Annotated in this window: 21 protein-coding genes and 2 pseudogenes; 12 read left to right on the forward strand and 11 right to left on the reverse strand. The window is 68.4% G+C overall.

Going from position 1 to position 24,866, the window contains the following annotated elements; all coding sequences use genetic code 11:
* Positions 1-123: 123 nt before the first annotated feature.
* Entirely contained in the window at positions 124-672 is a 549-nt protein-coding gene (locus ACOQFS_RS11360) for a peroxiredoxin-like family protein (protein ID WP_421562989.1), read from the reverse strand.
* A gap of 82 nt (positions 673-754) precedes the next feature.
* Between ACOQFS_RS11360 and ACOQFS_RS11365 the strand changes: the two genes are divergently transcribed.
* The gene (locus ACOQFS_RS11365) at positions 755-1,615 is read left to right on the forward strand and encodes a helix-turn-helix domain-containing protein (RefSeq protein WP_421562990.1); all 861 of its coding nucleotides are present in this window, start codon (positions 755-757) and stop codon (positions 1,613-1,615) included.
* Here the strand turns inward: ACOQFS_RS11365 and ACOQFS_RS11370 are convergent.
* Together ACOQFS_RS11370 and ACOQFS_RS11375 are read right to left on the reverse strand one after the other, a co-directional pair.
* Complete coding sequence (locus tag ACOQFS_RS11370) at positions 1,563-2,660, reverse strand: M14 family metallopeptidase (RefSeq protein WP_421562991.1); 1,098 nt, start codon at positions 2,658-2,660, stop codon at positions 1,563-1,565. The two genes, ACOQFS_RS11365 and ACOQFS_RS11370, sit on opposite strands and share 53 nt — an antisense overlap.
* Before the next feature lie 89 nt (positions 2,661-2,749).
* Positions 2,750-3,961, reverse strand: a complete 1,212-nt coding sequence (locus ACOQFS_RS11375) for a M20 aminoacylase family protein (RefSeq protein WP_421562992.1) — start codon at positions 3,959-3,961, stop codon at positions 2,750-2,752.
* Between the two features lie 349 nt (positions 3,962-4,310).
* On the opposite strand from ACOQFS_RS11375, the gene argE reads away from it, so the two are divergent.
* On the forward strand, positions 4,311-5,480 hold the full coding sequence (gene argE / locus ACOQFS_RS11380) for an acetylornithine deacetylase (protein ID WP_421562993.1): 1,170 nt from the start codon (positions 4,311-4,313) through the stop codon (positions 5,478-5,480).
* A gap of 27 nt (positions 5,481-5,507) precedes the next feature.
* On the opposite strand, the gene ACOQFS_RS11385 is transcribed toward argE, so the two are convergent.
* Positions 5,508-6,656 (reverse strand): ABC transporter substrate-binding protein, encoded by a 1,149-nt coding sequence (locus tag ACOQFS_RS11385; protein ID WP_421562994.1) that lies wholly within the window; start codon positions 6,654-6,656, stop codon positions 5,508-5,510.
* A 168-nt stretch (positions 6,657-6,824) separates the two neighbouring features.
* Here ACOQFS_RS11385 and ACOQFS_RS11390 point away from each other — a divergent pair, with 168 nt between their 5' ends.
* The 4 genes and pseudogenes from ACOQFS_RS11390 to ACOQFS_RS11405 all read left to right on the forward strand — a co-directional run bounded on the left by ACOQFS_RS11390 (position 6,825) and on the right by ACOQFS_RS11405 (position 10,095).
* Complete coding sequence (locus ACOQFS_RS11390) at positions 6,825-8,942, forward strand: molybdopterin-containing oxidoreductase family protein (RefSeq protein WP_421562995.1); 2,118 nt, start codon at positions 6,825-6,827, stop codon at positions 8,940-8,942.
* 283 nt (positions 8,943-9,225) lie between these two features.
* A pseudogene (locus ACOQFS_RS11395) lies at positions 9,226-9,588 on the forward strand (Hsp20/alpha crystallin family protein); the annotation flags it as partial.
* Positions 9,513-9,692 (forward strand): annotated as a pseudogene (locus tag ACOQFS_RS11400) (hypothetical protein); the annotation flags it as partial. The pseudogenes ACOQFS_RS11395 and ACOQFS_RS11400, both read left to right, overlap by 76 nt.
* Positions 9,682-10,095: an Hsp20/alpha crystallin family protein gene (locus ACOQFS_RS11405; RefSeq protein ID WP_421562996.1), complete on the forward strand. Its 414-nt coding sequence runs from the start codon at positions 9,682-9,684 to the stop codon at positions 10,093-10,095. The pseudogene ACOQFS_RS11400 and the gene ACOQFS_RS11405, both read left to right, overlap by 11 nt.
* A gap of 35 nt (positions 10,096-10,130) precedes the next feature.
* Here the strand turns inward: ACOQFS_RS11405 and ACOQFS_RS11410 are convergent, their stop codons facing one another.
* Together ACOQFS_RS11410 and ACOQFS_RS11415 are read right to left on the reverse strand one after the other, a co-directional pair.
* Positions 10,131-11,294 carry an iron-containing alcohol dehydrogenase gene (locus ACOQFS_RS11410; RefSeq protein WP_421562997.1) on the reverse strand — a complete coding sequence of 388 codons (1,164 nt, stop codon included), beginning with the start codon at positions 11,292-11,294 and terminating at the stop codon, positions 10,131-10,133.
* A 110-nt stretch (positions 11,295-11,404) separates the two neighbouring features.
* Positions 11,405-12,331 carry a LysR substrate-binding domain-containing protein gene (locus ACOQFS_RS11415; RefSeq protein WP_421562998.1) on the reverse strand — a complete coding sequence of 309 codons (927 nt, stop codon included), beginning with the start codon at positions 12,329-12,331 and terminating at the stop codon, positions 11,405-11,407.
* Positions 12,332-12,456: 125 nt separating this feature from the next.
* Here ACOQFS_RS11415 and ACOQFS_RS11420 point away from each other — a divergent pair, with 125 nt between their 5' ends.
* Together ACOQFS_RS11420 and ACOQFS_RS11425 are read left to right on the forward strand one after the other, a co-directional pair.
* Positions 12,457-13,476 carry a zinc-binding alcohol dehydrogenase family protein gene (locus tag ACOQFS_RS11420; RefSeq protein ID WP_421562999.1) on the forward strand — a complete coding sequence of 340 codons (1,020 nt, stop codon included), beginning with the start codon at positions 12,457-12,459 and terminating at the stop codon, positions 13,474-13,476.
* A 181-nt stretch (positions 13,477-13,657) separates the two neighbouring features.
* On the forward strand, positions 13,658-14,185 hold the full coding sequence (locus ACOQFS_RS11425) for a hypothetical protein (RefSeq protein ID WP_421563000.1): 528 nt from the start codon (positions 13,658-13,660) through the stop codon (positions 14,183-14,185).
* A gap of 115 nt (positions 14,186-14,300) precedes the next feature.
* Here the strand turns inward: ACOQFS_RS11425 and ACOQFS_RS11430 are convergent, their stop codons facing one another.
* Both ACOQFS_RS11430 and ACOQFS_RS11435 read right to left on the reverse strand, forming a co-directional pair.
* Positions 14,301-15,269 (reverse strand): Bug family tripartite tricarboxylate transporter substrate binding protein, encoded by a 969-nt coding sequence (locus tag ACOQFS_RS11430; protein WP_421563001.1) that lies wholly within the window; start codon positions 15,267-15,269, stop codon positions 14,301-14,303.
* Between the two features lie 86 nt (positions 15,270-15,355).
* Entirely contained in the window at positions 15,356-16,363 is a 1,008-nt protein-coding gene (locus ACOQFS_RS11435; protein ID WP_421563002.1) for a fumarylacetoacetate hydrolase family protein, read from the reverse strand.
* 102 nt (positions 16,364-16,465) lie between these two features.
* Between ACOQFS_RS11435 and ACOQFS_RS11440 the strand changes: the two genes are divergently transcribed.
* The 3 genes from ACOQFS_RS11440 to ACOQFS_RS11450 all read left to right on the forward strand — a co-directional run bounded on the left by ACOQFS_RS11440 (position 16,466) and on the right by ACOQFS_RS11450 (position 19,128).
* Positions 16,466-17,248, forward strand: coding sequence for an IclR family transcriptional regulator (locus ACOQFS_RS11440; protein WP_421563003.1), 783 nt, complete (start codon positions 16,466-16,468; stop codon positions 17,246-17,248).
* 66 nt (positions 17,249-17,314) lie between these two features.
* On the forward strand, positions 17,315-18,535 hold the full coding sequence (locus tag ACOQFS_RS11445; RefSeq protein ID WP_421563004.1) for a DUF3108 domain-containing protein: 1,221 nt from the start codon (positions 17,315-17,317) through the stop codon (positions 18,533-18,535).
* A gap of 293 nt (positions 18,536-18,828) precedes the next feature.
* Complete coding sequence (locus ACOQFS_RS11450) at positions 18,829-19,128, forward strand: DUF3567 domain-containing protein (RefSeq protein WP_421563005.1); 300 nt, start codon at positions 18,829-18,831, stop codon at positions 19,126-19,128.
* Positions 19,129-19,276: 148 nt separating this feature from the next.
* Here ACOQFS_RS11450 and ACOQFS_RS11455 read toward each other — a convergent pair whose 3' ends face one another.
* The 3 genes from ACOQFS_RS11455 to ACOQFS_RS11465 form a co-directional block, all read right to left on the reverse strand.
* A complete protein-coding gene (locus tag ACOQFS_RS11455; RefSeq protein WP_421563006.1) occupies positions 19,277-20,359 on the reverse strand; it encodes an AbrB family transcriptional regulator in 1,083 nt (360 codons plus the stop codon).
* Positions 20,360-20,659: 300 nt separating this feature from the next.
* Positions 20,660-21,220, reverse strand: a complete 561-nt coding sequence (locus ACOQFS_RS11460) for a hemerythrin domain-containing protein (RefSeq protein WP_421563007.1) — start codon at positions 21,218-21,220, stop codon at positions 20,660-20,662.
* On the reverse strand, positions 21,217-23,685 hold the full coding sequence (locus ACOQFS_RS11465; RefSeq protein WP_421563008.1) for an adenosylcobalamin-dependent ribonucleoside-diphosphate reductase: 2,469 nt from the start codon (positions 23,683-23,685) through the stop codon (positions 21,217-21,219). Before ACOQFS_RS11465 ends, ACOQFS_RS11460 begins: the two co-directional genes overlap by 4 nt.
* Before the next feature lie 195 nt (positions 23,686-23,880).
* Here ACOQFS_RS11465 and ACOQFS_RS11470 point away from each other — a divergent pair, with 195 nt between their 5' ends.
* Positions 23,881-24,804: a ChaN family lipoprotein gene (locus ACOQFS_RS11470; RefSeq protein WP_421563009.1), complete on the forward strand. Its 924-nt coding sequence runs from the start codon at positions 23,881-23,883 to the stop codon at positions 24,802-24,804.
* Positions 24,805-24,866: the final 62 nt, after the last annotated feature.

The following is a 24,866-nucleotide window of genomic DNA, read 5'->3' on the forward strand; positions in this document are numbered from 1 at the left end:
GTTTGGCGCCCCGGCTGCTTGCATGGGCACGAGCACATGCCGCGCATCCGAGGCATCCACTCATCCCGATTGCGCTCCAACGCGATCCCCTGCGAGATCGTAAACACGTTCTTAAAGGCGGCGTCAGACCGGCCCGGTGTACTCCCCGCGTGCCGGATAGTCCTTGGACACCGCGAAATCAATGGCGCCCAGCAAGTCCTGAAACTGCGGCCGGGCGAAGGGCATGGTCTGGACCGCGCCGTAATAAAGCGTGCCATCCGGGCGCACGATGAACACCGCAGGCTCGGAAAACAGCGCGGGCTCCTCGATGCCGATAGACGTCTTGCCACGCGACGTGCTGATGTACAGGCCCCACTCGCGCGCGGCCTTGAGACTGAGCCCGTAGCCGAACCGCACATCGCTGTCGTCCACCTTCGCAGCCATCTCCTGCCCGCGTTCGGCACTGTCGCTGCTGATGGCAACCACCTGAACACCGCGGCGGGTGAACTCCGGCGCCAGCCGCGCCAGCTCGAGCAGGTATTTGGCGCAGATGGGGCAGTGCAGCCCCCGGTAGAACACCAGCAGATCGAACACCTCGCCGGGCTGGGCGCCCAGCACGAAATGCCCACCGGAGGTGAGCGGCACCTTCAACGCAGGCACGGGGTAACGCGGTAGAAGAGACTGGGTGCGCATGGCGGCTTCCTTGCAGTGAAATGCCCAGTGTGCGCTACGATAGGCAAACATTTATACAAAATCGTTTGCCAATCGTTCAAAAATGTCGTCTGTCTTTCACCCAGCTCCCGAGCGGCTGGACCGCCTTTCTGCGCTGCTGCTGGCTGTGGCGCCCCGCGTCACGGTGCACGGGGCCCATGCGCAGGGGCACACGCTGTGCGTGCAACTGCTCTCGCTGCCGGGGCAAGCGCCCCACAGCATCGCGGTGGGCCCCGGCCCTTGCGGCCAGGGCCCGTCGCCGAGCCTGGAGAGCGCACAGGATGGCCCACCCGTGAGCGGCCCGCCAGTGTCGATGCAGGTGCTGCTCGAAGGGCCCGCAGCCCCCATGCTGATGCGCGAATTCGACCCGCCCCTGGTGCTGCCGCTCGCCAGCGCCGACCCTGCACTGCGGCATGCCGTGCAATTGCTGTGTTCCGAATTGAACGCGCCCCGGTGCGGCCAGCCCGCCATGCTGGCGAGCGTGGGCCACATGCTTTTCATCGGGCTGCTGCGCCACCTGGTGGCCCATCCGCTCGCAAGCGGTGGCCTGTTCGCGGGCCTGAACGACCCGCGCATCGCCGCCAGCCTGGTGGCCATGCACGAAGAGCCGCAGGGCGCATGGACGCTGGAATCCCTGGCGGAACGGGCGGGCATGTCGCGCACCGCATTTGCCACGCGGTTCAAGGACTCGGTGCGCACGTCGCCCGGCAAGTACCTGTCGCAGTTGCGGCTCTTGATCGCCCAGCGCGCGGTGCAGTCGGGCAAGAGCCTCAAGAGTGCGGCCCGGGAATCCGGCTACCTCAACGCGTCAGCGCTGTCCCGGGCGCTGGCCAAGGCCCGCCCGCACCGAGCGGCCCCGGAGCGCACGCCGGTCAACGCGCCAGCCCGTCCACGGCCTGGAACATCGACTGCCGGGCCTGGCTGACGATCTGGCCCTTCCAGGCGTCGGTGTCGGTATAGAACGCGGCCAGCATCTGGGCCTTGATCTGTGCGGCCTTGTCGGCGGGCGTTCCGGGGTGCAGCTGGAGCCACTGTTCACCCCGGATGGCGTTCATCACATCGAGCACGGGCACGGTGCCGTACTCCATGGCGATGCCGGTGTATTCGGCATGGGGGCATTCGTCATAGATGGAGGTCCACATCAGCCCGGTGAGGAAGGCCGAGGTGGACGAGCCGTCATAGATCGAAGTGACCGGCGTGGCGCCGCCGCCGTCCCACCAGGCACGCGCACGCGCCACCGCCGAGGCGTCTTCCTTGCCAGCATAGATGCGCTCGCCATGGCCGCTCGGGCCAAGGCCCGTGTGCAGGTCGATCCAGGCAATCTGCGAGGCGCCCGCGCCATGCTGGCGCAGCACCTGGCGCAGCGTGCGGTTGCTCCAGGTGGGCTCGGTGCCGCCAAAGAAGATGCCCTGCGGAAACTCGTGCTGGCCCTGCGAGATGGCGGCCTGCCAGGCGGCCTCGCCGCGGGTGTCGATGTATTCCTGCACGGCGGCCTGGTTCTCGGGGCCGGGGGGCCACTGCTCGGGCAGCAGCAGGGGCTGCACCTCGCGGTAGGCCGCGTTCACGGGCAGGGGCCGGCTGAAGTCCTGAAAGTTGCGGTTCAGGTCCACGTTCTCATGCGTGAAGCGGCGCACGTGCGAAAAACCATAGGGGTTGAGCGCATGGATGTACAGCGTGGCCACGCCCGCCGCATGCGCTTTGTCGCGCCATTCCTGGTCGTGCAGCGCAAACACCTGCACGCCGCTGCCGCAGTAGCCTTCCACACCGTGGCAGGCGCTGCTCACGATGAGCAGCTTCTTCGCGTCCAGAGGGCCGTCGCGCACCACATCCATCGCCAGGTCCTCGCCGTCGCGGCCCTTGAGCGGGTGCGCGTGGGATTCGATGGGCAGGCCGGCCGCCGCGGCGGCCTCGAGAAACTTCTTGCGGGCCTGCGCGTAGCTGGCCGAAAAGGCGGCGGCAATACCGATCATGGGTGGCGCTTTCAACAACGGGTTCACATCAGAAAAACAAAACCCGGGCCCGCGCTGCGGGCGCCCGGGTTGGGGGGCAGGGTGCCGTGTCAGGCCGCAGAGGCGGGCCGGGCCAGCCATTCTTCCGCCAGCTTCACCCAATAGGTCGCGCCCAGCGGGATCAGGTCGTCATTGAAGTCATAGCTCGGGTTGTGCAGGGTGCACGGGCCGCCGCCATGGCCCATCTCGCGGTGCGCGCCGTCGCCATTGGCGATGAAGCAGTAGGCACCGGGCTTGGCCTGCAGCATGTAGGCGAAGTCCTCGGCCCCCATGGTGGGCTCCTGGGGCACCACGCGCTCCTCGCCCACGATGCCGGCCATCACCTTGCGGGCGAACTCCGCCTCGGCGGGCGAGTTGACGGTGGGCGGGTAGTTGCGCACGAACTCAAACTCGCAGCGCGCATCGTGCGCGGCGCAGTGGTGTTCGGCAATCTGGCGCATGCGCTTTTCCACCAGGTCCAGCACCTCCACGGTGAAGGTGCGCACCGTGCCCTGCAGCTCCACGCTGTCGGGCACCACATTGGTGGCCTCACCGGCGTGGATCATGGTGACCGAGATCACGCCGGCGTCCACGGGCTTCTTGTTGCGGCTGATGATGGTCTGGAAACTTTGCACCATGCCGCAGGCAATGGGCACCGGGTCGATGCCCGTGTGCGGCAGCGCCGCATGGCCGCCCTTGCCGCGGATGGTGATCTTGAACTCGCTGGTCGAGGCCATCACGGGCCCGGGGCTCACGGCAAAGGTGCCCACGGGCATGCCGGGCCAGTTGTGCATGCCGTACACGGCTTCCATCGGGAACTGCTCGAACAGGCCGTCCTCGATCATCACGCGGGCGCCGCCGCCGCCTTCTTCGGCCGGCTGGAAGATCAGGTACACCGTGCCGTCGAAGTTGCGGTGCTTGGCAAAGTGCTGGGCCGCAGCCAGCAGCATGGCCGTGTGGCCGTCATGGCCGCAGGCGTGCATCTTGCCCGCGTGCTTGCTGGCGTGGGCGAAGGTGTTGAACTCCTGCATGGGCAAGGCGTCCATGTCGGCACGCAGGCCGATGGCACGGCCGCTGGCGCCGCCGTCGCGCCCTTTCACAATGCCCACCACGCCCGTCTTGCCCAGCCCGCGGTGGATGGGAATGCCCCATTCGGTGAGCTTTTGCGCCACCACGTCGGCCGTGCGCACCTCTTCAAAACACAACTCGGGGTGGGCGTGAATGTCCCGCCGCACGGCGGCAATACTCGCCGCCTGGGTGACGATGGAGTCGATAACGTTCATGATATGTGTCCTTACGATCTGACAGTCTAGCGCGAGAATGTCTTTACGGCTTTTCCGGGGATCGCGCAAGTTCCTTGTCGGGATGGAATGCCAGGCGCGGGGCGCCGCCAATAGCCCGGCTATTGGCAAGCGCCGCAACGCGGCAGACCGCCCGACAAGGCACTTGCCCTTCGGGTTGAGGTGAAATCGGGCGATTGCGGGGCCAAGTCGCTGGCATGGGCACAAGCCCATGCGGCGCAACATTGGCACCGCACTCATCCCGATTGCGCCTCAACGCGACCCCGGAAAAGCCGCAAAGACGTTCTCACAGCAACACACGTGCCAACCCGGGTTATTCGCTAGCCATCCCATGATTTCCGCCCACGCCCTCGAACTTGCGCAAACCCTGGTGCGCATGAATACCGTCAGCCACCACTCCAACCTGGAGCTGATCCATTTCATCCGCGACCACTTGGCCCGCCTGGGCGTGACGAGCCGCCTCACCTTCAACGCAGACAAGACCAAGGCCAACCTGTTTGCCACGCTGGGCGAGGGCAAGCCGGCCGGCATCATCCTGTCGGGCCACACCGACACCGTGCCCTGGGACGGCCAGGACTGGAGCGTGGACCCGCTCAGCGGCCTGGTGCAGGATGGCCCCGAGGGCCCGAGCCTGTACGGACGCGGCAGCGCCGACATGAAGGCCTTCATCGGCATCGCCGTGTCGCAGGCCGAGCGGTTCCTGCACAGCGACGCGCCTTTCGCGGTGCACCTGGCCTTCAGCTACGACGAGGAGATCGGCTGCTTTGGCGTGAAGGAGCTGATCGCCGACCTGCGCGACGCGAACATCAAGCCCCTGGCCTGCATCGTGGGCGAGCCCACCAGCATGGTCCCCGCCATTGCCCACAAGGGCGTGTACCGCTACCGGTGCTGCGTGCGCGGCAAGGAGGCGCATTCGTCCCTCACACCGCATTCGGTCAACGCCATCGAGATGGCCGCGCGCGTGGTGGGCCGCGTGCGCGACATGGGCGAAGGTTTCGAGAAGACCGAGCCCCGCTTCGAAGGCTTCGACGTGCCGTTCTCCACCACCAGCGTGGGCCAGTTCCATGGCGGCATCGCCGACAACGTGGTGCCGCGCGACGCGGAGTTTCGGTATGAGTTTCGCGACCTGCCCACGGCCAATGCGGCGCAGATGCAGTCCGAGGTGGTGGCCTATGCCCGGTCCCTGGAGCCGGCCATGCAGAAGGTGGCGCCCGCTGCGGGCTTCTCGTTCGAGACCATCTGCGAGATCCCCAGCTTCCTGGGCAGCAAGGACGACCCGGTGACGCGCCTCGCGCAGACGCTGAGCGGCGAGACAAGCACCACGCTGGTGGCCTTCGGCACCGAGGCCGGGCTGTTCAAGAACGCCGGCATCTCCACCGTGGTGTGTGGCCCCGGCAGCATCCGCCAGGCCCACCAGCCGGACGAATACGTGAGCCTGGCGCAGCTAGCGCGCTGCGAGGCCTTCATGCAGGGCCTGGCCAGCACCCGATCCATCGACTGAGCCGCCGGCCCCGCGTCCGGCGAAACCTCAGGTCCGGACGCGGCCGTCCCCGGTCAGCATCGACATCTCCACAAACTTCGACGCCGCATGGCTGGTGGCGCTGTAGGTCACCGGAAAGCCCGAGATCACCTGGCTGCCGATGGCCTCCAGGCCCGTGACGAGGCCATCGCGGGTGAGCTTGCCCGCGCCTTGCGCCAGACGCAGGCCCTCGGTGAACACGCGGGCCGCCAGGAATCCCTCCATGCTGGAGTAGTTGGCCTGCACCTTCTCGCCGCCCTTCTTGATGGCTTCGAGGAATTCGCGCGTGATCTGGCGCGAGGGCTGGTAGGGCGAGGGCACGACCTGCGACACCACCACGCCGGCGCCGTCCTTGCCCAGTTCGTCGGCCAACGCCTGCGTGCCCACGAAGGACACGTTGTAGAACGTGCCGCCAAACCCCGCCTTGCGGGCCGCACGCACAAACGATGCCGCCGAGGCATAGGCCGTGATCTGCACGATGGCGTCGGGCATGGCCGGCACGAGCTTTTCCACCGCCGTCTTCACGTCGGTGGAGTTGCGCTCCACCGTGGCCGTGGCGATGGGGGTGAGCTTGAGTTCGGTGAGCGCGCGCGTCACGCCGTCCAGGCCCGCCTTGCCGTAGGCGTCGTTCTGGTAGAACACCGCGATCTTCTTGAGGCCCAGGTTAGTGAGCTGGCGCACGATGAGCGCGGTCTCGTCGTAATACGAAGCGCGCACATGAAAGATGAGCCGGTTGAACGGCTGGCGCAGCGATTCGGCGCCGGTGAACGGGCCGAAAAACGGAATCTTCTCTTTGGTGAACAGGGGCAGCGCCGCCATGCTGGTCGGGGTGCCGATATAGCCAAACAGCGCGAAAACGTCTTCGGCAATCAGCTTGCGGGTGTTTTCCGCGCAGCGGTCGGGCTCGTAGCCGTCGTCCATGGTGCGGATCTCCACCATGCGCCGGCCCACACCGCCCTGTGCATTGAGCTGGTCGAAATACAGCTTGGCGCCGGCATTGAATTGAATGCCCAGCTGCGCCGCCGGGCCTGTGAATGCGGCCGACTGGCCCAGCACGATCTTGCCCTCACCCTGCGCCCGGGCCAGCGAAAAGCCCCCCAGCGCGGCGGCGCCCAAACCGACGGAAAACTCTCTGCGCCCCAATGCTGTCTTCTTCATGGTGAAATCCCCGGCAAAACAAAATCTCTGCAAAGTCCCCGGCGGCTGTGCGGCGCGCTGACGCAAGCCGCGGCACGGGGAAGGCCGAACGTTGGCATGCCACGGGTTACCCCCTATGCATGCCTGTTCCATCCCGCGTGCAGTTTAACGACGACTCCACAGATGTCCATGTCCCTGTCCCAGCCCCTGTCCACCGACTCCCCCACGCCGTCCGCAGCGCCTGCGCCAGTGCGCGGCGCCTGCCCGCACGACTGCCCCGACACCTGCGCCCTGCTGACCACCGTGGAAAACGGCGTGGCCACGCGCGTGCAGGGCAACCCCGCACACCCGCACACCGACGGCGTGCTGTGCGCCAAGGTCAGCAAATACACCGAGCGGACCTACCACCCCGAGCGCGTGCTCACGCCACTCAAGCGCACGGGGCCCAAGGGCAGCGGCCAGTTCGCCCCCGTCAGCTGGGACGAGGCCTTGAGCGACATCGCCCAGCGCCTGCAAGCCATCGCGGCCCGCGCGCCTGAGGCCATCCTGCCCTACAGCTACGCTGGCACCATGGGCATGGTGCAGGGCGAGAGCATGGACCGCCGCTTCTTCCACCGCCTGGGCGCCTCGCAGCTCGACCGCACCATCTGCGCATCCGCCGGGGCCGAGGCGCTGGTGCAGACGCTGGGCGGCAAGGTGGGCATGAAGGTGGAGTTCTTCGCCGAATCGCAGCTCATCCTCATCTGGGGCAGCAACTCCATCGGCAGCAACCTGCATTTCTGGCGCTATGCGCAGCAGGCCAAGCGGAGTGGCGCCAGGCTGGTGTGCATCGACCCCCGCAAGAGCGAGACGGCCGACAAGTGCCACGAGCACATCCAGCTCCGCCCCGGCACCGACGCCGCGCTGGCCTTGGCGCTGATGCACGAGCTGATCGTCCACGACTGGCTGGACCATGACTACATCGCCCGCCACACGCTGGGCTGGGACCAGCTGCGCGAGCGCGCCCTGCAATGGCCGCCCGAGCGCGCGGCCGAGGTGTGTGGCGTGCCGGTGGAACAGATCCGCCAGCTCGCCCGCGACTACGGCACGACCAAGCCCGCCGCCATCCGCCTGAACTACGGCATGCAGCGCGTGCGCGGCGGAGGCAATGCGGTGCGGGCCGTGGCCTGCCTGCCCGCGCTCACCGGCGCATGGCGGCACCGGGCGGGTGGCGTGCTGCTGTCCAGCTCGGGCCAGTTTCCGGCGCAGCGCGCCGTGCTGCAGCGGCCCGACCTGATGCCGGCCAAAACGCCCCGCACCATCAACATGTCCACCATTGGTGACGACCTGCTGCGCGAGGCCTCGCCCGCCTTCGGCCCCCGGGTGGAGGCCCTCGTGGTCTACAACAGCAACCCCGTGGCCGTGGCGCCCGAGTCCGGCAAGGTGGTGCAGGGCTTTGCGCGCGAAGACCTGTTCACCGTGGTGCTGGAGCACTTCCGCACCGACACGGCCGACTACGCCGACTACGTCCTGCCCGCCACCACGCAGCTGGAACACTGGGACATCCACCTGAGTTACGGCCACACCGATGTGCTGCTCAATCGCCCGGCCATTGCGCCGCAGGGCCAGGCGCGCAGCAATGCGCAGATCTTCCGCGACCTGGCCGCCCGCATGGGCTTCACCGACCCCTGCTTTGCCGACAGCGACGAGGCCCTGTGCCGCCAGGCTTTTGGCGACGCGGTGGACTACGCCCTGCTCGAAAGCCAGGGCTTTGCCACGCTGGCCGTGCCCGATGCGCCGTTCGCCGAGGGCAACTTTCCATCCCCCTCGGGCAAGTGCGAGTTCTACAGCGCCCGCCTGGCCGCACAGGGCCTGGACGGCCTGCCCGACCACCTGCCCAACTACGAGCTGCCCGGCACGGACGCCCGTTACCCGCTGGCCATGATCTCGCCGCCCGCGCGCAACTTTTTGAACTCCACCTTCGTGAACGTGCAGAGCCTGCGCACCATCGAAGGCCGCCCGCTGCTGGAGATCCACCCCGACGACGCCCAGGCGCGCGGCATTGCCGACGGCGACGTGGTGCGCGTGTTCAACGACCGGGGCAGCTACCAGTGCCACGCGGCCGTGTCGCGCCGCGCGCGGCCGGGCGTGGTCAACGGCCTGGGCATCTGGTGGCGCAAGCTGGGGCTTGATGGCACCAACGTGAACGAAGTGACCAGCCAGGCCCTGACCGATCTGGGCCGTGCGCCGACGTTTTATGACTGCCTGGTGGAGGTGGAGGCGCGGACCGGCGCGGCCGGGGACGGACAGACGATCGCTATTACTTAGATAGCAATAAGCCGTTTATCAATAAGCGGTAACGGCCATTTTTGGCCTGAACTTCATCGTGCAGTGGCGCACGCGGGCGCCACGCTGCACGCCCCCTCTTGAAAACCGGCGAACCGCTTCCAGTTCAGGAACCGGAAGCGCTGGAGACTGGAACCCCACCGCCTTCGGCGCTCCGTTGTTGTGTTGTTGACTGACTGACTGAACCACTGACGGAGGTTTCGCCATGTACCGATCCCTGTTTCCACGCGACGTGTTCGCCGAGATGGATCGCCTGCAACGCGAGATGCAGCAGGCCTACGATCTGTCGCCCACCATCCGCGGCTTTTCCCGCAACGGTTTCCCCGCCATCAACGTGGGGGGAACACCCCAGAGCATCGAGATCTACGCGTTTGCGCCCGGCGTGGACCCGGGCACGCTCGAGGTCAATCTCGAGCGCGGGCTGCTGAGCATTGCGGGCGAGCGCAAGAGCTCGCTGGCCAGCGCCGATGCCAAGGCCACCGCGCACATCAACGAACGCTTTGACGGCCGGTTCCGGCGCGCGGTCACGCTGCCCGACGACGCCGACCCCGATGCGGTGAATGCCCAGTTGCGCGATGGCGTGCTGCACATCTCGGTGCAGCGCCGCGCCTCGGCCCAGCCACGCCGCATCACGGTGCAGTGATGCCCGCCCCGTCTTCGGCCCACCCGGCGGAAGGCGGCCCCGATCCCCGAGAAAGGACCCCATCGAAGGAGAACCACCATGTCGCATGACGTACAGACCTCGCCCTCTGCAACTTCCCGCCACCCCGACCGCCCGGGCGACCGCGCCGGGCGCTACAGCGACGCCACGCTCACGCCCCCGGTGGACGTGATCGAGGATGCCGGTGGCATCACGCTGTATGCCGACCTGCCCGGCGTGAGCCGCGAGCGGCTGAACCTGCAGGTTGAATCCGACACGCTGACCATCGAGGCCGAGTCTGGCCTGAACGTGCCCGAGGGCCTGACGTCCAGCCACACGGAGGTGGGCCTCGCGCGCTTCCGGCGGGTGTTCACGCTCAGCAAGGAGCTGGACACCGAGCGCGTGTCGGCCGAGCTGGCACAGGGCGTGCTGACGCTGCGCATCCCCAAGGCCCAGCACGCGCAGCCCCGGCGCATCCAGGTGCAGGCCGCCTGAGCCTGCAAGCAACAGGCGCGGCGCATCCAACCCGATTACAGCGCCGCTTCCAGGATCCGCCGGCTCACGGCCGGCGTGATCTCGCGCTGCTCGCCCAGCTTCACCATGCCGTGCGCTTCCAGCTGCGCCACCACCGCGCCCACGGTGTCGGCGCCCAGGCCGTAGCCCGACAGGCGCGTGGCGATGCCCATGCTTTCAAAGAAGTCGCGCGTGCGCTCGATGGCCGCGGTGATGCGCTCATCGTCTGTGCCGGTGGTGATGCCCCACACACGCTCGCCGTACTGCAGCAGCTTGGCGCGCTTGGCACCGCGGCGCTCGTGCAGCAGCGCGGGCAGCACGATGGCCAGGGTGCGCGCATGGTCGATGCCGTGCAGCGCAGTCAGTTCATGGCCGATCATGTGCGTGGCCCAGTCCTGCGGCACGCCGGCGCCGATCAGGCCGTTGAGCGCCAGGGTGGCCGTCCACATCAGGCTGGCGCGGTCGTCGTACACGGGCTCGGGGGCCGTCAACAGGCGCGGGCCGATCTCGATGAGCGTCTGCAGGATGCCTTCGGCAAACCGGTCCTGCACGGGCGCGTTGACGGGGTAGGTCAGGTACTGCTCCACCGTGTGCACGAACGCATCGACCACGCCGTTGGCCAGCTGCTGGGGCGGCAGGGTATAGGTCTTGGTGGGGTCGAGCACCGAGAAAACCGGGTAGGTGTGGCGGCTGCCGAACGAGAGCTTGGCGCCCCGCTCGCGGTGGGTGATGACGCCGCCGTTGTTCATCTCCGAACCCGTGGCGGGCAGCGTGAGCACCGCGCCAAACGGCAGCGCGGCCGTGATGTTGTGGCCAAACTTTTCGAGGATGGCCCAGGGGTCGCCGCCCTCAAAGCGCACGGCGGCCGCGATGAACTTGGTGGCGTCGATGACCGAGCCGCCGCCCACGGCCAGCAAGAAGTCAAAACCCCCCTCGCGGATCTGCGCCACGGCCTTCATGCAGGTCTCGTAGCTGGGGTTGGGCTCGATGCCGCTGAAGGTGGCGTGCTCGCGCTCGCCCAGCGCGGCGCGCACCTCGGCCAGCGTGCCGGTCTTCTCGGCGCTGGCACCACCCACCAGGATCAGCACCTTGGCAGCAGCGGGCACCAGCCTGGCCAGGTCGGCAATGCGGCCCTGGCCGAAGACGATGTGCGTGGGGTTGTGGAAGTCGAAATTGAGCATGGAGTGATCAGAGAGATGGCGTGAGGGGGCGCAAGGTCGCGCGGAAGCGGACCATTGTGCGGCCCGCCCTGCGGGCCGGCACGTCTCCGGCCGGACAGACTGATGGGGTTCTAAGCCGCCGCGCCGGGCATCTGCCGCATCAGGTCTTGCAGCCGTCCGGCCATGAAATCGCGCAGCGCGCGCACCAGCGGCGTGAGCTGTCGGCGGCTGGGCACCACCAGATACAGCGGCACGGCCTCGGTGGTCCAGCCCGGGCACAGCGGCACCAGGCGGCCTGCGGCCAGGTCGCCCGCCACATCAAAGAATGACTTGTAGGCCACGCCCCGGCCCAGCACCGCCCAGCGGCGCACCACGTCGCCATCATTGGCCACGTTGCGGGCGCGCACCCGCACCACCAGCTCCTGGCCCGCCGCGTCCCAGAAGCGCCAGCGGTCGTGCACGTCTTCGCCCAGCATGAAGCACAGGCCATCGTGCGCGCCAAGTGCGTGCGGCGTGCCGGGCGTGCCATGTGCGGCCAGGTACGCCGGTGCGGCGCACAGCACGCGCCGGTGGTCGGCCACCAGCGGCAGCGCCACCAGGCCCGAATCCTGCGGCTTGCCATAGCGAAAGGCGGCGTCCACCGGCTCGCTGTAGACATTGGCCACGCGGTCGGCCAGGTGCAGGCGGATGTCGATGCCCGGGTGTTCGGTCTGGAATGCGTCCAGCCAGGGCAGCAGCACATTGCGCCCCAGGTCGGACGGCGCTGCCAGCTGCAGTGTGCCACGCAGCGCACCCGCCCGACCGCTGGCCAGTTGGCCCTGCACCTGCTGCAGCGCGGCCAGCGCGGGGCGGCAGTGCTCCAGAAACAGCGTGCCCTCCGGCGTGAGCCGCAGGCTGCGCGTGGAGCGCACGAACAGCGAAACGCCCAGTTCGGCCTCCAGCCGCTTGAGCGCCGCGCTGGCCGCCGCCGGGCTCAGGTCCAGGGCCCGCGCCGTGGCCGACAGGCTGCCGCTGTCCACGGTGCGCACGAAGATGTCCAGGTCTTGCAGGCTTTTCACAGGCGCGGTCTTTCAAATATTGATTGAAGATGCATTCAACCACCAGCCCATTTAAAACCAAACCCAAAAGACCAATCATTCAGGCACGCCCTTTTTTTTGCCACTCCCCATCCTGGAACCCGACCATGAAAGCCATTGGCTACACCCAGCCCGGCGCCATCGACCGCGCCGACGCCCTCCTTGACATCACGCTGCCCGAGCCCGTGGCCACCGGCCACGACCTGCTGGTGGAGGTGCGCGCCGTCTCCGTCAACCCCGTGGACACCAAGGTGCGCAAAAGCACCGGCCCGGCAGAAGGCCAGCCCTACAAGGTGCTGGGCTGGGACGCCAGCGGCATCGTGCGCGCCGTGGGCCCGGAGGTGACGCTTTTCCAGCCCGGCGACCGCGTCTGGTACGCGGGCTCCATCGCCCGGCCCGGCACCTACAGCGAGCTGCACGTGGTGGACGAGCGCATCGTGGGCCACGCGCCGAAGTCGCTGGACGACGCCGAGGCCGCCGCGCTGCCGCTGACCGCCATCACCGCCTGGGAACTGCTGTTTGACCGCCTGGGCGTGTCGCCTGGCAAGCAGCCGACCACCCAGACCCTGCTCATCATCGGCGCGGGCGGCGGCGTGGGCTCCATCCTCACGCAGCTGGCGGCGCGGCTGACCAGCCTCACGATCATCGGCACCGCATCGCGCCCCGAAACCCAGCAGTGGGTGCGCGACCTGGGCGCCCACCACGTCATCGACCACAGCCAGCCGCTGGCCCAAGAGCTGGCGCGCATCGGCCACCCCACGGTGGACATCATCGTGAGCCTCACGCAGACCGACGCGCACTTCGACCAGATCGTGGAGGCCATCGCGCCCCAGGGCCAGTTTGCGCTGATCGACGACCCGGTGTCGCTGGACATCACGAAGTTCAAGCGCAAGTCGGTGTCGGTGCACTGGGAGCTGATGTTCACCCGCGCGCTGTTTGGCACGGACGACATGATCGGCCAGCACCGCCTGCTGACCGAGGTGGCGCAGCTGGTGGATGCGGGGCTGATCCGCACCACGCTGGACCAGCGCATTGGAACGATCAATGCGGCGAACCTGAAGCGGGCCCATGCGCTCATCGAGAGCGGCAAGGCGCGGGGGAAGCTGGTGCTGGAGGGGTGGACCTGACAGGCCAGCCACCTGCGCTCGCAATAGAGTGGTCGCCAGCCCTTGCAGTCAAAACGCGGCGCAGATCGTTGCCAAAGCTTTGGTCACCCCGTGCGTATGCCGACCACATAGCCGGTTTGAAGGTTGCGCACCTCAGAAGCGAGCTGGGGTGCACACTGTCGGGTCTGCGAAGGAATTGAACTTGAACCACAACCCCAGAGGCGACAGTGGCACACGCAAAAAGGCGCCGCTGTATCGCAAGGTGAACACCACCGCGCACCGCGTGCACCACGGCCGAGGTGGCGACTTCAGCGATGACCGAAATGCGCGCGCTACGCAACTCGGTGATTCAGCGCGCAGCCCCATGCACGGTCGCCGCCAACTGGGGCTGGACTACACCCCGCTGTTCAGGTTTCTGCTCTCCAAGGTGGGCACGCAATGGGATGCGGTGTACAGCGAAGCCCGATCACGGCTGGATCGCCCAGACCCGATCTTCTGGCTGGTGGCGCTCCAGCCATCCCAACGGCATCGGTACGTGCGCATCGGCGAGTCGAGCTACTACAGCGGCATGTGTGTCGATGACAACGGAACACTGCAGTTGGTGGATCCCGGGATGGGGCCGTCCAGCCTGGTGCCCCAGTGCCAATGCTGCACACACACTTTCAACGGTGCACCCTTCACACGACGGTTCGTGGACCTGTACACATCGCTGGAGCCGGATGGCGTGTGAGACACGAAACTGGAAGCTTGAGAGCCTGTGGTCAGAGGCGGCTGTGATTCCATGGAGCGCCACCGGTCCCTCAGCGCACAGGCCGCAAATATGATCAGCCTGCGCGCAAGACCCCTCAGTCCAGCTTCACCCCGGCCTCCTTGATGATCTCCCCCCAACGCTTCGACTCGGCCCGGGCCATGGCGCGGAACTGTTCGGGCGTGCCGGGCAGGGCTTCCATGCCGAAGTCGGTCATGCGCTTGACCACGGCGGGGTTCAGCAGGGCCTTGTTCAGCTCGGCGTTCAGGCGGGTGGTGATGGCGGCAGGCAAACCCGCAGGCGCCAGGATGCCCTGGAAGGCGAACACCTCGGTGTTGGGCACGCCGGATTCGGCCAGGGTGGGCACGTCCGGCAGTGCGGCCACGCGCTTGGCCGAGCCGATGGCCAGCGCGCGCACCTTGCCGCTGGTGATGACCGGCAGGCCTGCGGCCAGGTCCAGGAACATGCACGGCACCTGGCCGCCCATCACGTCCTGCAGCGCAGGCGCGGCACCCCGGTAGGGGATGTGCGTGAGGAAGGTCTTGGTGCGGTTCTTGAACATCTCCATCGCCAGGTGGTGCGGCGAGCCGTTGCCGGGCGAGGCGTAGTTGAGCTTGCCGGGGTTGGCCCGCGCGTAGGCCAGGAAGTCCTTGAGTGTCTGGGCCTCGAACGAGGGGTGCACCACCAGCGCCAGCGGAAAGCGGCTGATGGCGCCGACGTAGGTGAAGTCCTTTTCAGGGCTGAACGGCAGCTTGCTGAACAGGTGTTCGTTGTAGGCCAGGATGGCGTTGTCGGCCGACATGAAGGTGTTGCCGTCGGGCTTGGCCGTGGCCACCATCTGGCCGCCGATGTTGGTGGCGGCGCCGGGGCGGTTGTCCACGATGATCTGCTGGCCCAGGGTCTGGCGCATGGCTTCGGCCACGGTGCGTGCCAGCACGTCGGTGCCACCGCCGGCCGGGTAGGGCACGACCCAGCGCAGGGGCTGGTCGGGCCAGGTGGACTGGGCCTGCGCCCAGGGGGCGACGGATGCTGCGGCCAGGGCGGAAAGAAGGGTTCTGCGGTCCATGGTTGTTGTCTCCTTACTATAAAAATAGTAGCTGTCAGCGCTTATTCATAAAGCGCTGGCGCCTGTTTTTGCTTGAAATTTTTGGATTACACGGGCGCGGCGATCGTCTGGTCGATGGCGCCAAAGATGCTGGCGCCGTCCTTGCCCTTGACCTCGATGCGGATGGTGTCGCCGAACTTCATGAATTCGGTGCTGGGCTTGCCGTCCTGGATGGTTTCGATGCAGCGCTTTTCGGCAATGCAGCTGTAGCCCTTGGGCCATTCGGTGCGGCCGTTCTGCTCCACGCCCTTGTTGCTGACGGTGCCGCTGCCGATGATGGAGCCCGCGCGCACATTGCGCGTCTTGGCCACGTGGGCGATCAGCTGGCCGAAGTGGAAGGTCATCTCGGGACCTGCGTCGCACATGGCGACCTTGCGGCCGTTCCAGGTGGATTGCACGGTGAGGTTCACGCGACCGTGGTCCCAGGCGTCGCCCAGCTCGTCGAGCGTGACGGCCACAGGGCCAAAGGCGGTGGCCGGCTTGCTCTGGAAGAAGCCGAAACCCTTGGCCAGCTCGGCCGGGATCAGGTTGCGCAGGCTCACGTCGTTGGCAATCATCACCAGCCGGATGCCGTCCAGCGCCTGGTCGGCCGTGGTGCCCATCTTCACGTCGCCAGTGATGACGGCGATCTCGGCCTCGAAGTCGATGCCCATGGCCTCGCTGGGCACCACCACGTCGTCGCAGGGGCCGATGAAGTCGTCGCTGCCGCCCTGGTACATCAGCGGGTCGGTGTAGAAGCTCTCGGGCACTTCGGAGTTGCGCGCTTTTCGCACCAGTTCGACGTGGTTGATGTAGGCCGAGCCGTCAGCCCACTGGTAGGCGCGGGGCAGCGGGGCCATGCACTGGGCGGGGTCGAAGGGGAAGGCATGGCGCGCGCGGCCGCTGTTGAGCTGGTCGTACAGGTCCTGCAGCTGGGGCGCCATGAAGCCCCAGTCGTCCAGCGCCTGCTGGAGCTTGCTGGCGATGCCGGTCGCATAATGGGCCGTGCCCAGGTCGCGGGAGACGACAACCAGTTGGCCGTCGCGCGAGCCGTCTTTGTAGGTAGCGAGTTTCATGGTGGCAGGACCTTTGTCTCAGAGTGGTTGATGGGCACCGCTAGCGAAATTACGCTTTGGTAAATTGATTTAACTAAACAAAACTCGCAAATTTTAGTGCACATGGACAAAGAACGTGCAGGAATTCAATCGGTGGAGGTGGGATTTGCCCTGCTGGAGGGGCTGACGCGCTCGCGCGGGCCGCTGATGCTCAAGGACGTGGCGGCCGCGGGCGGCATGAGCGCGGCCAAGGCGCACCGCTATCTGGTGAGTTTTCAGCGCCTGGGCCTGGTCACGCAGGACCCGCGCACCGCGCGCTACGACCTGGGCCCGGCCGCGCTCAAGCTGGGGCTGGCCTCGCTGGCACGCCTCGATGCCGTGCGCCTGGCCCGCGAGCGCATGCCCGCGCTGATGGAAAGCATCGGCCACACGCTGGCGCTGGCGGTGTGGGGCAATCACGGCCCGACCATCGTGCACTGGGAGGAGTCGCCCCAGGCCGTCACCGCCAACCTGCGCCTGGGCGATGTGATGCCGCTGCTGTCGTCGGCCACGGGCCGGTGCTTTGCGGCCTTCATGGCGCCCGAGGTGGTGGCACCGCTGCTGAAGGACGAGCTGGCGCGCGCCGTGAAGATGCGCCGCAGCGACCTGCCCGCCACCATGGCCGAGGTCAACGCCCTCTTGGCCGACGTGCGCGCGCACGGCGCCGCCCGCGTGGTGGACACCCTGCTGCCCGGCATCGTCGCCTTTTGTGCCCCCGTGTTCGACGCGGACGGCCACCTGGAGCTGGGCATCACCACGCTGGGCTCCATCGCCACCTTCGACCCCGAATGGGGCGGCGCGGTGGATGCCCCGCTGCGCGCAGCGGCGGCCCAGCTGTCGAGCGACCTGGGAGCGGGCAGCGCATGACGCCCCGCGCCCGCTGCATGCCGCAGCACCCGCCAGGGCCGGCGCGGCTGCGGGGCTGAGCGCAGCATGCCCCGGCGCGCACTGGCCCTCATCACCACGCTGGTGCTGGCCTTGCACTGGCTGGTGCTGCACGGCGTGCCGCTGCAGTGGGACCACCCCGCGCCCCCGTCGGGCCAGGTGTTCAGCACGCGCAGCATTGCCGCGCCGCCGCCGGCACCCTGGCTGCCCGCCGCCCAAGCCGCCACCCCCACCGCAGTGCCCGCCAAGCCGCGCGCTGCACCCAAGCCCCGGGCCCGCCCCACCACGGCCCCGCCAGTGGCCGCACCGGCCGAAGCCCCACCGGCGCAAGACGGCCCGGGCACCGGCAGCGATGCGTCGGCAAACGCTGCCCCCGCTGCACCCACGCCCGACCTTGCGGCCACAGAGGGCGCAGAGGTCGCGGACGCAGGCCCGCCCACCGAGGCACTGCCAGCAGCTGCCGACGCGGCCCAGGCAGCCGCCGCCCCGGCGTCGTTGCCTGCCTCGTTGCCGGCCTCTTCGCCCGCCACCGCGCAGGCTTCCGGCCCCCGCCCCGAGGCGACCTCGGGCGTGGACATCACGCCGCCCGGCGCGGGCACCGGCACCCAGCCCAGCACCACGCCACCGCCCGTGCGCCTGCCGCCGCCCACCCGGCTGGCGTTTGACGTGAGCGGGCAGGCCAAGAAGTTCACCTACCACGCCCGCGCCGAGCTGCTCTGGCAGCACGATGGCAGCCGATACCAGGCGCGCCAGGAGCTGAGCGCCTTCCTGCTGGGGTCGCGCGCGCAGAACAGCACCGGTCAAATCACCGCACACGGCCTGCTGCCCGAGCGGTTTTCCGACCGCGCGCGCAGCGAGCAGGCCGCGCATTTCGACTATGCCAAGGGCCGCATCATCTTCAGCGCGAACACGCCCGAAGCGCCCGTGGGCCCCGGGGCGCAAGACCGCCTGAGCGTGTTCATCCAGCTGGGCGCCATGCTGGCGGCCGACCCGGCCCGATTCGTGCCGGGCACGCAGCTCACGCTGACCACGGTGAGTGCGCGCAGCGCCGAGCGCTGGACCTTCACGGTGGAGGGCCCGGACACGCTGGACCTGCCTTCGGGCCCCACCCCGACCCTCAAGCTGCAGCGCCTGCCGCGCAAGGAATACGACCAGAAGGCAGAGCTGTGGCTGGCCCCGTCCCTGGGGTATTTGCCCGTGCGCATCCGCCTCACTCAGGCCAATGGTGACTTTGCCGACCTGCAGCTGCGCGGCAGCAGCCCGCCGTGAGTCTTGCCTTGAGGCCTGCCGCCGCCCGCCCCTCGCCCCTGCACCACGTGTTGCGCGCACGCGCCAGCCGCGCAAAAAAGCCCCATCGGCCCGGCAGGCCCCGGTTTTCATGAAATACTGCGTCGCAGCAGGGTCGATGCGGCGCCGCAGGCCGATGGGGGCTCACCCCCTCCGGTCAGACAACACGCCACCGCACCGCCGGGATTTCCCGCAAGCCGCCCCCGGGGCTTGAACTCTGTGTGACTGCAGTCATCTGACTTTTGAGCGCAGGCTCTATCAACCAGGGGAACACGATGCACATGCTCTACGACTCAGAATCTTTTGTGGTGGTCCACATGCTGCCCGATGCCGTGGAGAAAAAAAGCACCCAGGCATTGAACGACACCCCGCCGGCCACCCCCCAGCTTGCACGCCACGGCTTCGAGATCGTGGACAAGCGATCGGGCAAGGAGGTGTACCTCGACGGCTCCTGGGCCGAGATGTTCCAGGAACAGATCCTGGCGTGGCAGCGCGACACCCCCACGCAGGAAGAAGTGGAAGACGCGCTGGATCGCTATGCGGGGCTGGCGCAGAACCCGGTCGTGGTTCACTAAGACACCCCCCTGAGCCGCTGCGCGGCTTCCCCCCGCTCTCGCTACGCTGCGCTGCGCGGGCAGGGGGACGATGCCCTCGCTGCGGGGCGGCCCTTGCTCGGCATCCCTGGCCATGGGGCGCGCCAGTTTTGTCGTGCAGTTCTTCTTTTCAAATCTTTAGCGCTTGGTGTTCGTCGCCGGGATAAATCCGCCGGTACAGCGGGTCCACCAGCATCAGCACCGCGATCAGGCGGCAGACCTGGAAGGCGGTGACCACGGGCACGCCCAGCTGCAGCACCTTGGCGGTGATGGCCATTTCGGTGATGCCGCCGGGCGAGGTGCCCAGCAGCAGCGTCACCCAGGGCAGGCCCGTGGCCACCGCGAGCAGTGCGGCAAAGGCCGCGCAGATGGCCATGAGGGCCAGCGTGCCCAGGGCCACGGTGGCCAGCCAGCGCGGTGCGGTGTGCAGAAACTCGCGCCGGAACCGCACGCCCAGGCTCACGCCGATCACCAGCTGCGCCGCGTTCACCAGCCACTGCGGCACCGCCGAGAGCACGAACCCGGCCATGGTGAACGCCATGGACACCAGCATCGCCCCCATGAACCACGGGTTGGCGCGGCCCAGGCGGTCCATCGCCAGCGCGCCCGCACCGGTCAGCACGGCCATCAGTGCCAGGCCGGCGCCGTCCACCACGCGCACGGGCGGCGGCAGGATGTCCAGGCCGTGCAGGCCGCTCCACTGAAGCGCAAACGGAATCGTCACGGTGACGATCAGCAGGCGCAGGCTGTGGCTGGCGGCGACGAGGTCGGTGCGCGCATTCTCGCGCTCTGACAGCAGCGTCATCTCCGAGGCCGCGCCGATGGCGCCCGAGAAGTAGCTGGTGGCGCGCATCATCGGCGCCGGTACGCCGTGCATGCGCGGCGCATGCACGCGGTACAGCCAGGCGCCAAACAGCCAACCCAGAAACAGCGCCCACACCACGCCCAGCACAATGGCCCACCACAGCCCGCCGATCAGTGCCACCACGTCGGGCGTGAAGTAGAGCCCCAGCGCGGCGCCGATGGTCCACTGCCCCGCGTTGCGCAGCGGGCCCCAGCTTTCGGTGGGCCCGCCGGCGATGGACACCAGCGACGTGGCCAGCAGCGGGCCGATCATCCAGGGCAGCGGGGTGTGCAGCGCCACACAGGCCGCTGCGGCGGCCCAGGCCAGGGCCAGCGTGGCAAGTGCGCGAACGGCAAACGGCAATCGCATGACGAGCAAAGAGAGAGAGAGAGAGAGAGAGATGGAGATGGAAGCAGGAGCGGCCGAACGACCGGCGGCGCAACGGCCATTCAGCCGGTGCGCGCCGCCCCGCACACCGGAAGGCCGGGCGGCGGGCTTCCAGTATCCGGCCAGCGCACAGGCCGCCCCGGGTTCCCGCCGTGCCGAGGCAGCATGGCAGGCATCGCCATCAGGAATCTGTTCGCGCGCCGTGCTCGCCCACGGAACATCCGTCAAAAGTGAGCTCAGCGCTTATCCACATTCCCTCGGCAGCTATCATTTTTGCAATGCCTACGAAGGCGGCGGCGCCCCACGCCGCGCGGCCATCTCGCGGCCCATGGACGCCAGCGCGGCGGGCGGCAGCAGCGCCCGCGCGGCGGGGTAGGCAATGTCTTCTTCCGCCGCGATGTGGGCTGCATAACGCTGGGCAAAGCGATCGAACGCGGACGCATCCTCTGCGGTGAAGTGCCCCGCGCCGCGCCCGTCGGCCAGCGCCTGCAGGGGCGCTCGCGCGGCAGCCCAGTCGGCCTCCATGGCCGCGTGGTCATCCTGCAGCCGTTGCACCAGCGCCTGCACTTGGGGGCTGGCGCGGGCCCGCAGCAGCGGGAACACATGCCGCTCCTCGTCTTCATGGTGCAGCGGCGCGGCGATGTCGAAATAGCGCAGCACATCGCGCGCGGCATGGCGGGCGTCGGTGTCGGCGCCGTGCTGGTGCACATGGGCACGCAGGCGCGCGAGCAGGTCCAGCGTGCGCAGCACGCGCTCGTGGCAGGCCTGCAGCATGGCAAAGGGCTGCTCAAACCCCACGCCGGGGCTGCGCAGGGCGGCCGGCATGGCTGCGGTGCCGCTCATCCGCAGCTGCCCAGGTGGCCGCACTGCGTGCAGTAGTCGCAGCCGTCCTTGCGGATCACCGCGTGGGCACCGCATTCGCTGCACTTCTTGCCCGCCATGGCCTGGGGCACGGCCACGGGCGGCGGCGCGGGCTCGTCCAGCGGCAGCTGCTGCTGCACGGGGTCGGCCACGCGGCGCGCCAGGATGTTCTGGATGGCATAGGCCATGGCGGCCACTTCCGAGTCGTGCCACATCGGCACCAGCGTGCCGTCGTCCTTGCGGTGCTGACCCAGGCGCACGGGGCCCCGGTCCCAGGCCACCTTGCGCATGTCGGACAGCGCCCGCTCCAGAAAGCCGCCGCGCGCGGCGAGCGACAGCATGCGCATGCTGGAGGTGATCCACTGCTGCGACTCGCCGCTCTGGCCGACGGGCATGAAGAACTCTATGGCGCGGTCCACCGTGCGGCCCCCCACGCCCGTAGGCACGGGCAGGAAGGACACGATGAGGTACAGCGTCTTGTGGCCCTCCTGCGTCCAGTATTCGAGCTTTTCGGCCACGGCCGAGAGGCCGCCCTGCGGCCGGCTCTCGATCACCGTGCGCATCGGGTCCACAGGCGGCGTGGCCGTTGCGGCCGTTGCGGCCGTTGCGGCAGGTGCGGCGGCGGGTGCGGGCGCCGGTGCAGCCTCGGCATGCGTTTCGAGCACGGCGCCCAGAATGCTGTTGGGCCGGTAGGTGGCCAGGCCCTTGAGCCGCGCGCGCCAGGCCTGCAGGTACAGGTCCTTGAAGTCCTCGTACGGGTAGTCCGCCGGGATGTTCACGGTCTTGGAGATCGCCGTGTCCACAAAGGGCTGCACGGCTTCCATCATCGCGATGTGCTCCTGCGCAGACATGGAGAGCGCCGACACGAAATAGTCGGGCAGCGCATCCACATCGCCGCCCCGCTCACGGTACAGCCGCCAGGCGTGGTCTTCCACCGCGTATTCGGTGGTGCTGCCGTCGGCCTGCCGCTTCTTGCGCCGGTACGTCCACGAGAACGGAGGCTCGATGCCGTTGGAGGCGTTGTCGGCAAAGGCCAGGCTCACCGTGCCCGTGGGCGCGATGGACAGCAGGTGGCTGTTGCGGATGCCGTGCTCGTGGATCCGGGCCTTGAGCGTCTCGGGCAGGCGGCTGGCAAAGGTGCCCTGCGCCAGATAGCCCCGGGCATCGAATTTCGGGAAAGCCCCTTTCTCGCGCGCCAGCTCCACCGACGCCGCATAGGCCGCGTCGCGCATGCATTCGGCAATGCGTGCGGCCATGGTGCGGCCTTCGGGCAGGTCGTAGCGCAGGCACAGCATGGCCAGCACATTGCCCATGCCGGTAAAGCCCACGCCGATGCGCCGCTTGGCCATGGCCTCGTCCCGCTGCTGCGGCAGCGGCCAGAAGGTCACATCGAGCACGTTGTCCAGCGCCCGCACCTGCAGCGCCACCGCCTCGCCGAAGGCCTCGAAGTCGAACGCCGCCACGCCGCCAAAACCAAATGGGTGGCGCACGAAGCGCGTGAGGATGATGGGGCCAAGGTCGCAGCAGCCGTAGGACGGAAGTGGCTGCTCGCCGCACGGGTTGGTCGCCGCGATGTCCTCGCAGTAGTGCAGGTTGTTGTCTTCGTTGATGCGGCCCAGAAACAGGATGCCCGGCTCGGCGAAGTCGTAGGCGGATTGCATGATGGTGTCCCACAGCTGCCGCGCCTGCACGGTGGCATAGACCCACTGGCCGTCGGCCCGCTGGTGGGCGCCCTGGGCCTGCAGCGCGGCGCCGGGCGCGGCCTGGTGCACCAGCTCCCACGGGGCGTCGTTCTGCACGGCCTCGATGAAAGCGTCCGACACGCCCACCGACACGTTGAAATTGTTCCATCGCCCGGGTGTGCGCTTGGCAGTGATGAACTCCAGCACATCGGGGTGGTCGATGCGCAGCACGCCCATCTGGGCGCCCCGGCGCGCGCCCGCGCTCTCGACCGTGGAGCAGGACTGGTCGAACACGTTCATGTAGCTGCACGGCCCCGAGGCCATGGAGGCCGTGCCCTTCACATGCGCGCCCTTGGGCCGGATGCGCGAAAAATCGTAGCCCACGCCGCCGCCGCGCCGCATGGTTTCGGCGGCCTCGCGCAGGGCTTCGTAGATGCCCGGAAAGCCCCCCTCGTCCACGCCCTGGATGCAGTCGCCCACGGGCTGCACGAAGCAGTTGATCAGCGTGGCCTGGATGTCGGTGCCCGCCGCGCTCATGATGCGGCCCGCACCGATGGCGCCGGCCTGAAGGTTGGCCAGGAACAGGGCTTCGTATTGCTCGCGCAGCTGCGGTCGCTCCACCGAGGCCAGGGCACGCGCCACGCGCTGGTAAAGCTCGTGCACCGTGGTTTCGCCGGGCTTGAGGTACTTTTCGCGCAGCACGTCCAGACTGATGGGCTGCGCACCGAGGGTGGGTTGGATGGGGGGCTGAGGTTCGCGTTTCATGGAGCCGATGATTGGGTTTTCACGCAGACACGGCGTTGCGGTCCGTCAAGGAGCACCCATTCCACTCCGATTGCCGCCGCATGGCAAGCCAGCACCCCCGCGCCCCTGCGCCCCTGCTCCCCCGCCCCCCATCCACCGAGCCGCTGCGCCTTGCAGGCCCCGTACCATGGCGGCATGCCAGGTTCTGCTTTTTCCATGTCAATCTGTATCGTCGCCGCGCGGACGGCAGCGCTGTCATCAGCCCTGTCGGCCACTCTGCTGGTCGCCCTGGGGCTCGCGGGCTGCGCCAGTGCGCCAGTGCCCACGCCCACGACCACGCCCGCTGCGGCCGTGCCGCCCCGCTCCGCGGCGCCCTGGCCCGAGCGGCTGCAGGCGCTGCTGCCCACGGACGTGCTGCTGCTGGGCGAGCAGCACGATGCACCCGACCACCAGCGCCTGCAGCGCGAGGCCGTGCAGTGGCTGGCCGAGCGCGGCCAGCTGGCGGCCCTGGTGTTGGAAATGGCCGAGCGGGGGCACGGCACCGCCGGCCTGCCGCGCGACGCCACCGAGGCCGCAGTGCAGGCCGCCCTGCAGTGGCGCGATGCGGCCTGGCCGTGGGCGGCCTATGGCCCCGTGGTGATGGCGGCCGTGCGCGCGGGTGTGCCCGTGCTGGGCGGCAACCTGCCCCGCGCCGAAATGCGCAGCGCCATGGCCGACACCCGCTGGGACCGGCACCTGGGCGCGCCCGCCATGGACCGCCAGATCGCCGCGCTGCGCGACGGCCATTGCGGCCTGCTGCCCCCGTCGCAGCTGGCACCGATGGCGCGCATCCAGATCGCGCGGGACGCGGCCATGGCCGACGTGGCACGCGCCGCGCGCCAGCCGGGCCAGACCGTGGTGCTGGTCGCGGGCGGGGGCCATGTGCTGCGCAGCCTGGGTGTGCCCACGCACTGGCCGCCAGATTTCAGATCAAAAGTGGCCCTGGCGCTTACTGATCCTTCATCGACAGCTATCAAATCAGAAGCAGGCGCACAAAAGCCGCAAGCCGGTGACGCCGACACCCTGCTGCACACCCCCGCCCTGCCGCCCAAGGACCACTGCGCCGCCCTGCGCCAGCAGTGGGCCCCGCGCGCGCAGTAGCTGGGCTGGATATGGCTGCCGACGGTGCCTGCCAGGAGTCTGCGCGGTAGAGGGCATCGAAG

This window comes from Paracidovorax sp. MALMAid1276 (assembly GCF_049198005.1).
In the GTDB taxonomy this organism is placed as follows: domain Bacteria; phylum Pseudomonadota; class Gammaproteobacteria; order Burkholderiales; family Burkholderiaceae_C; genus Acidovorax.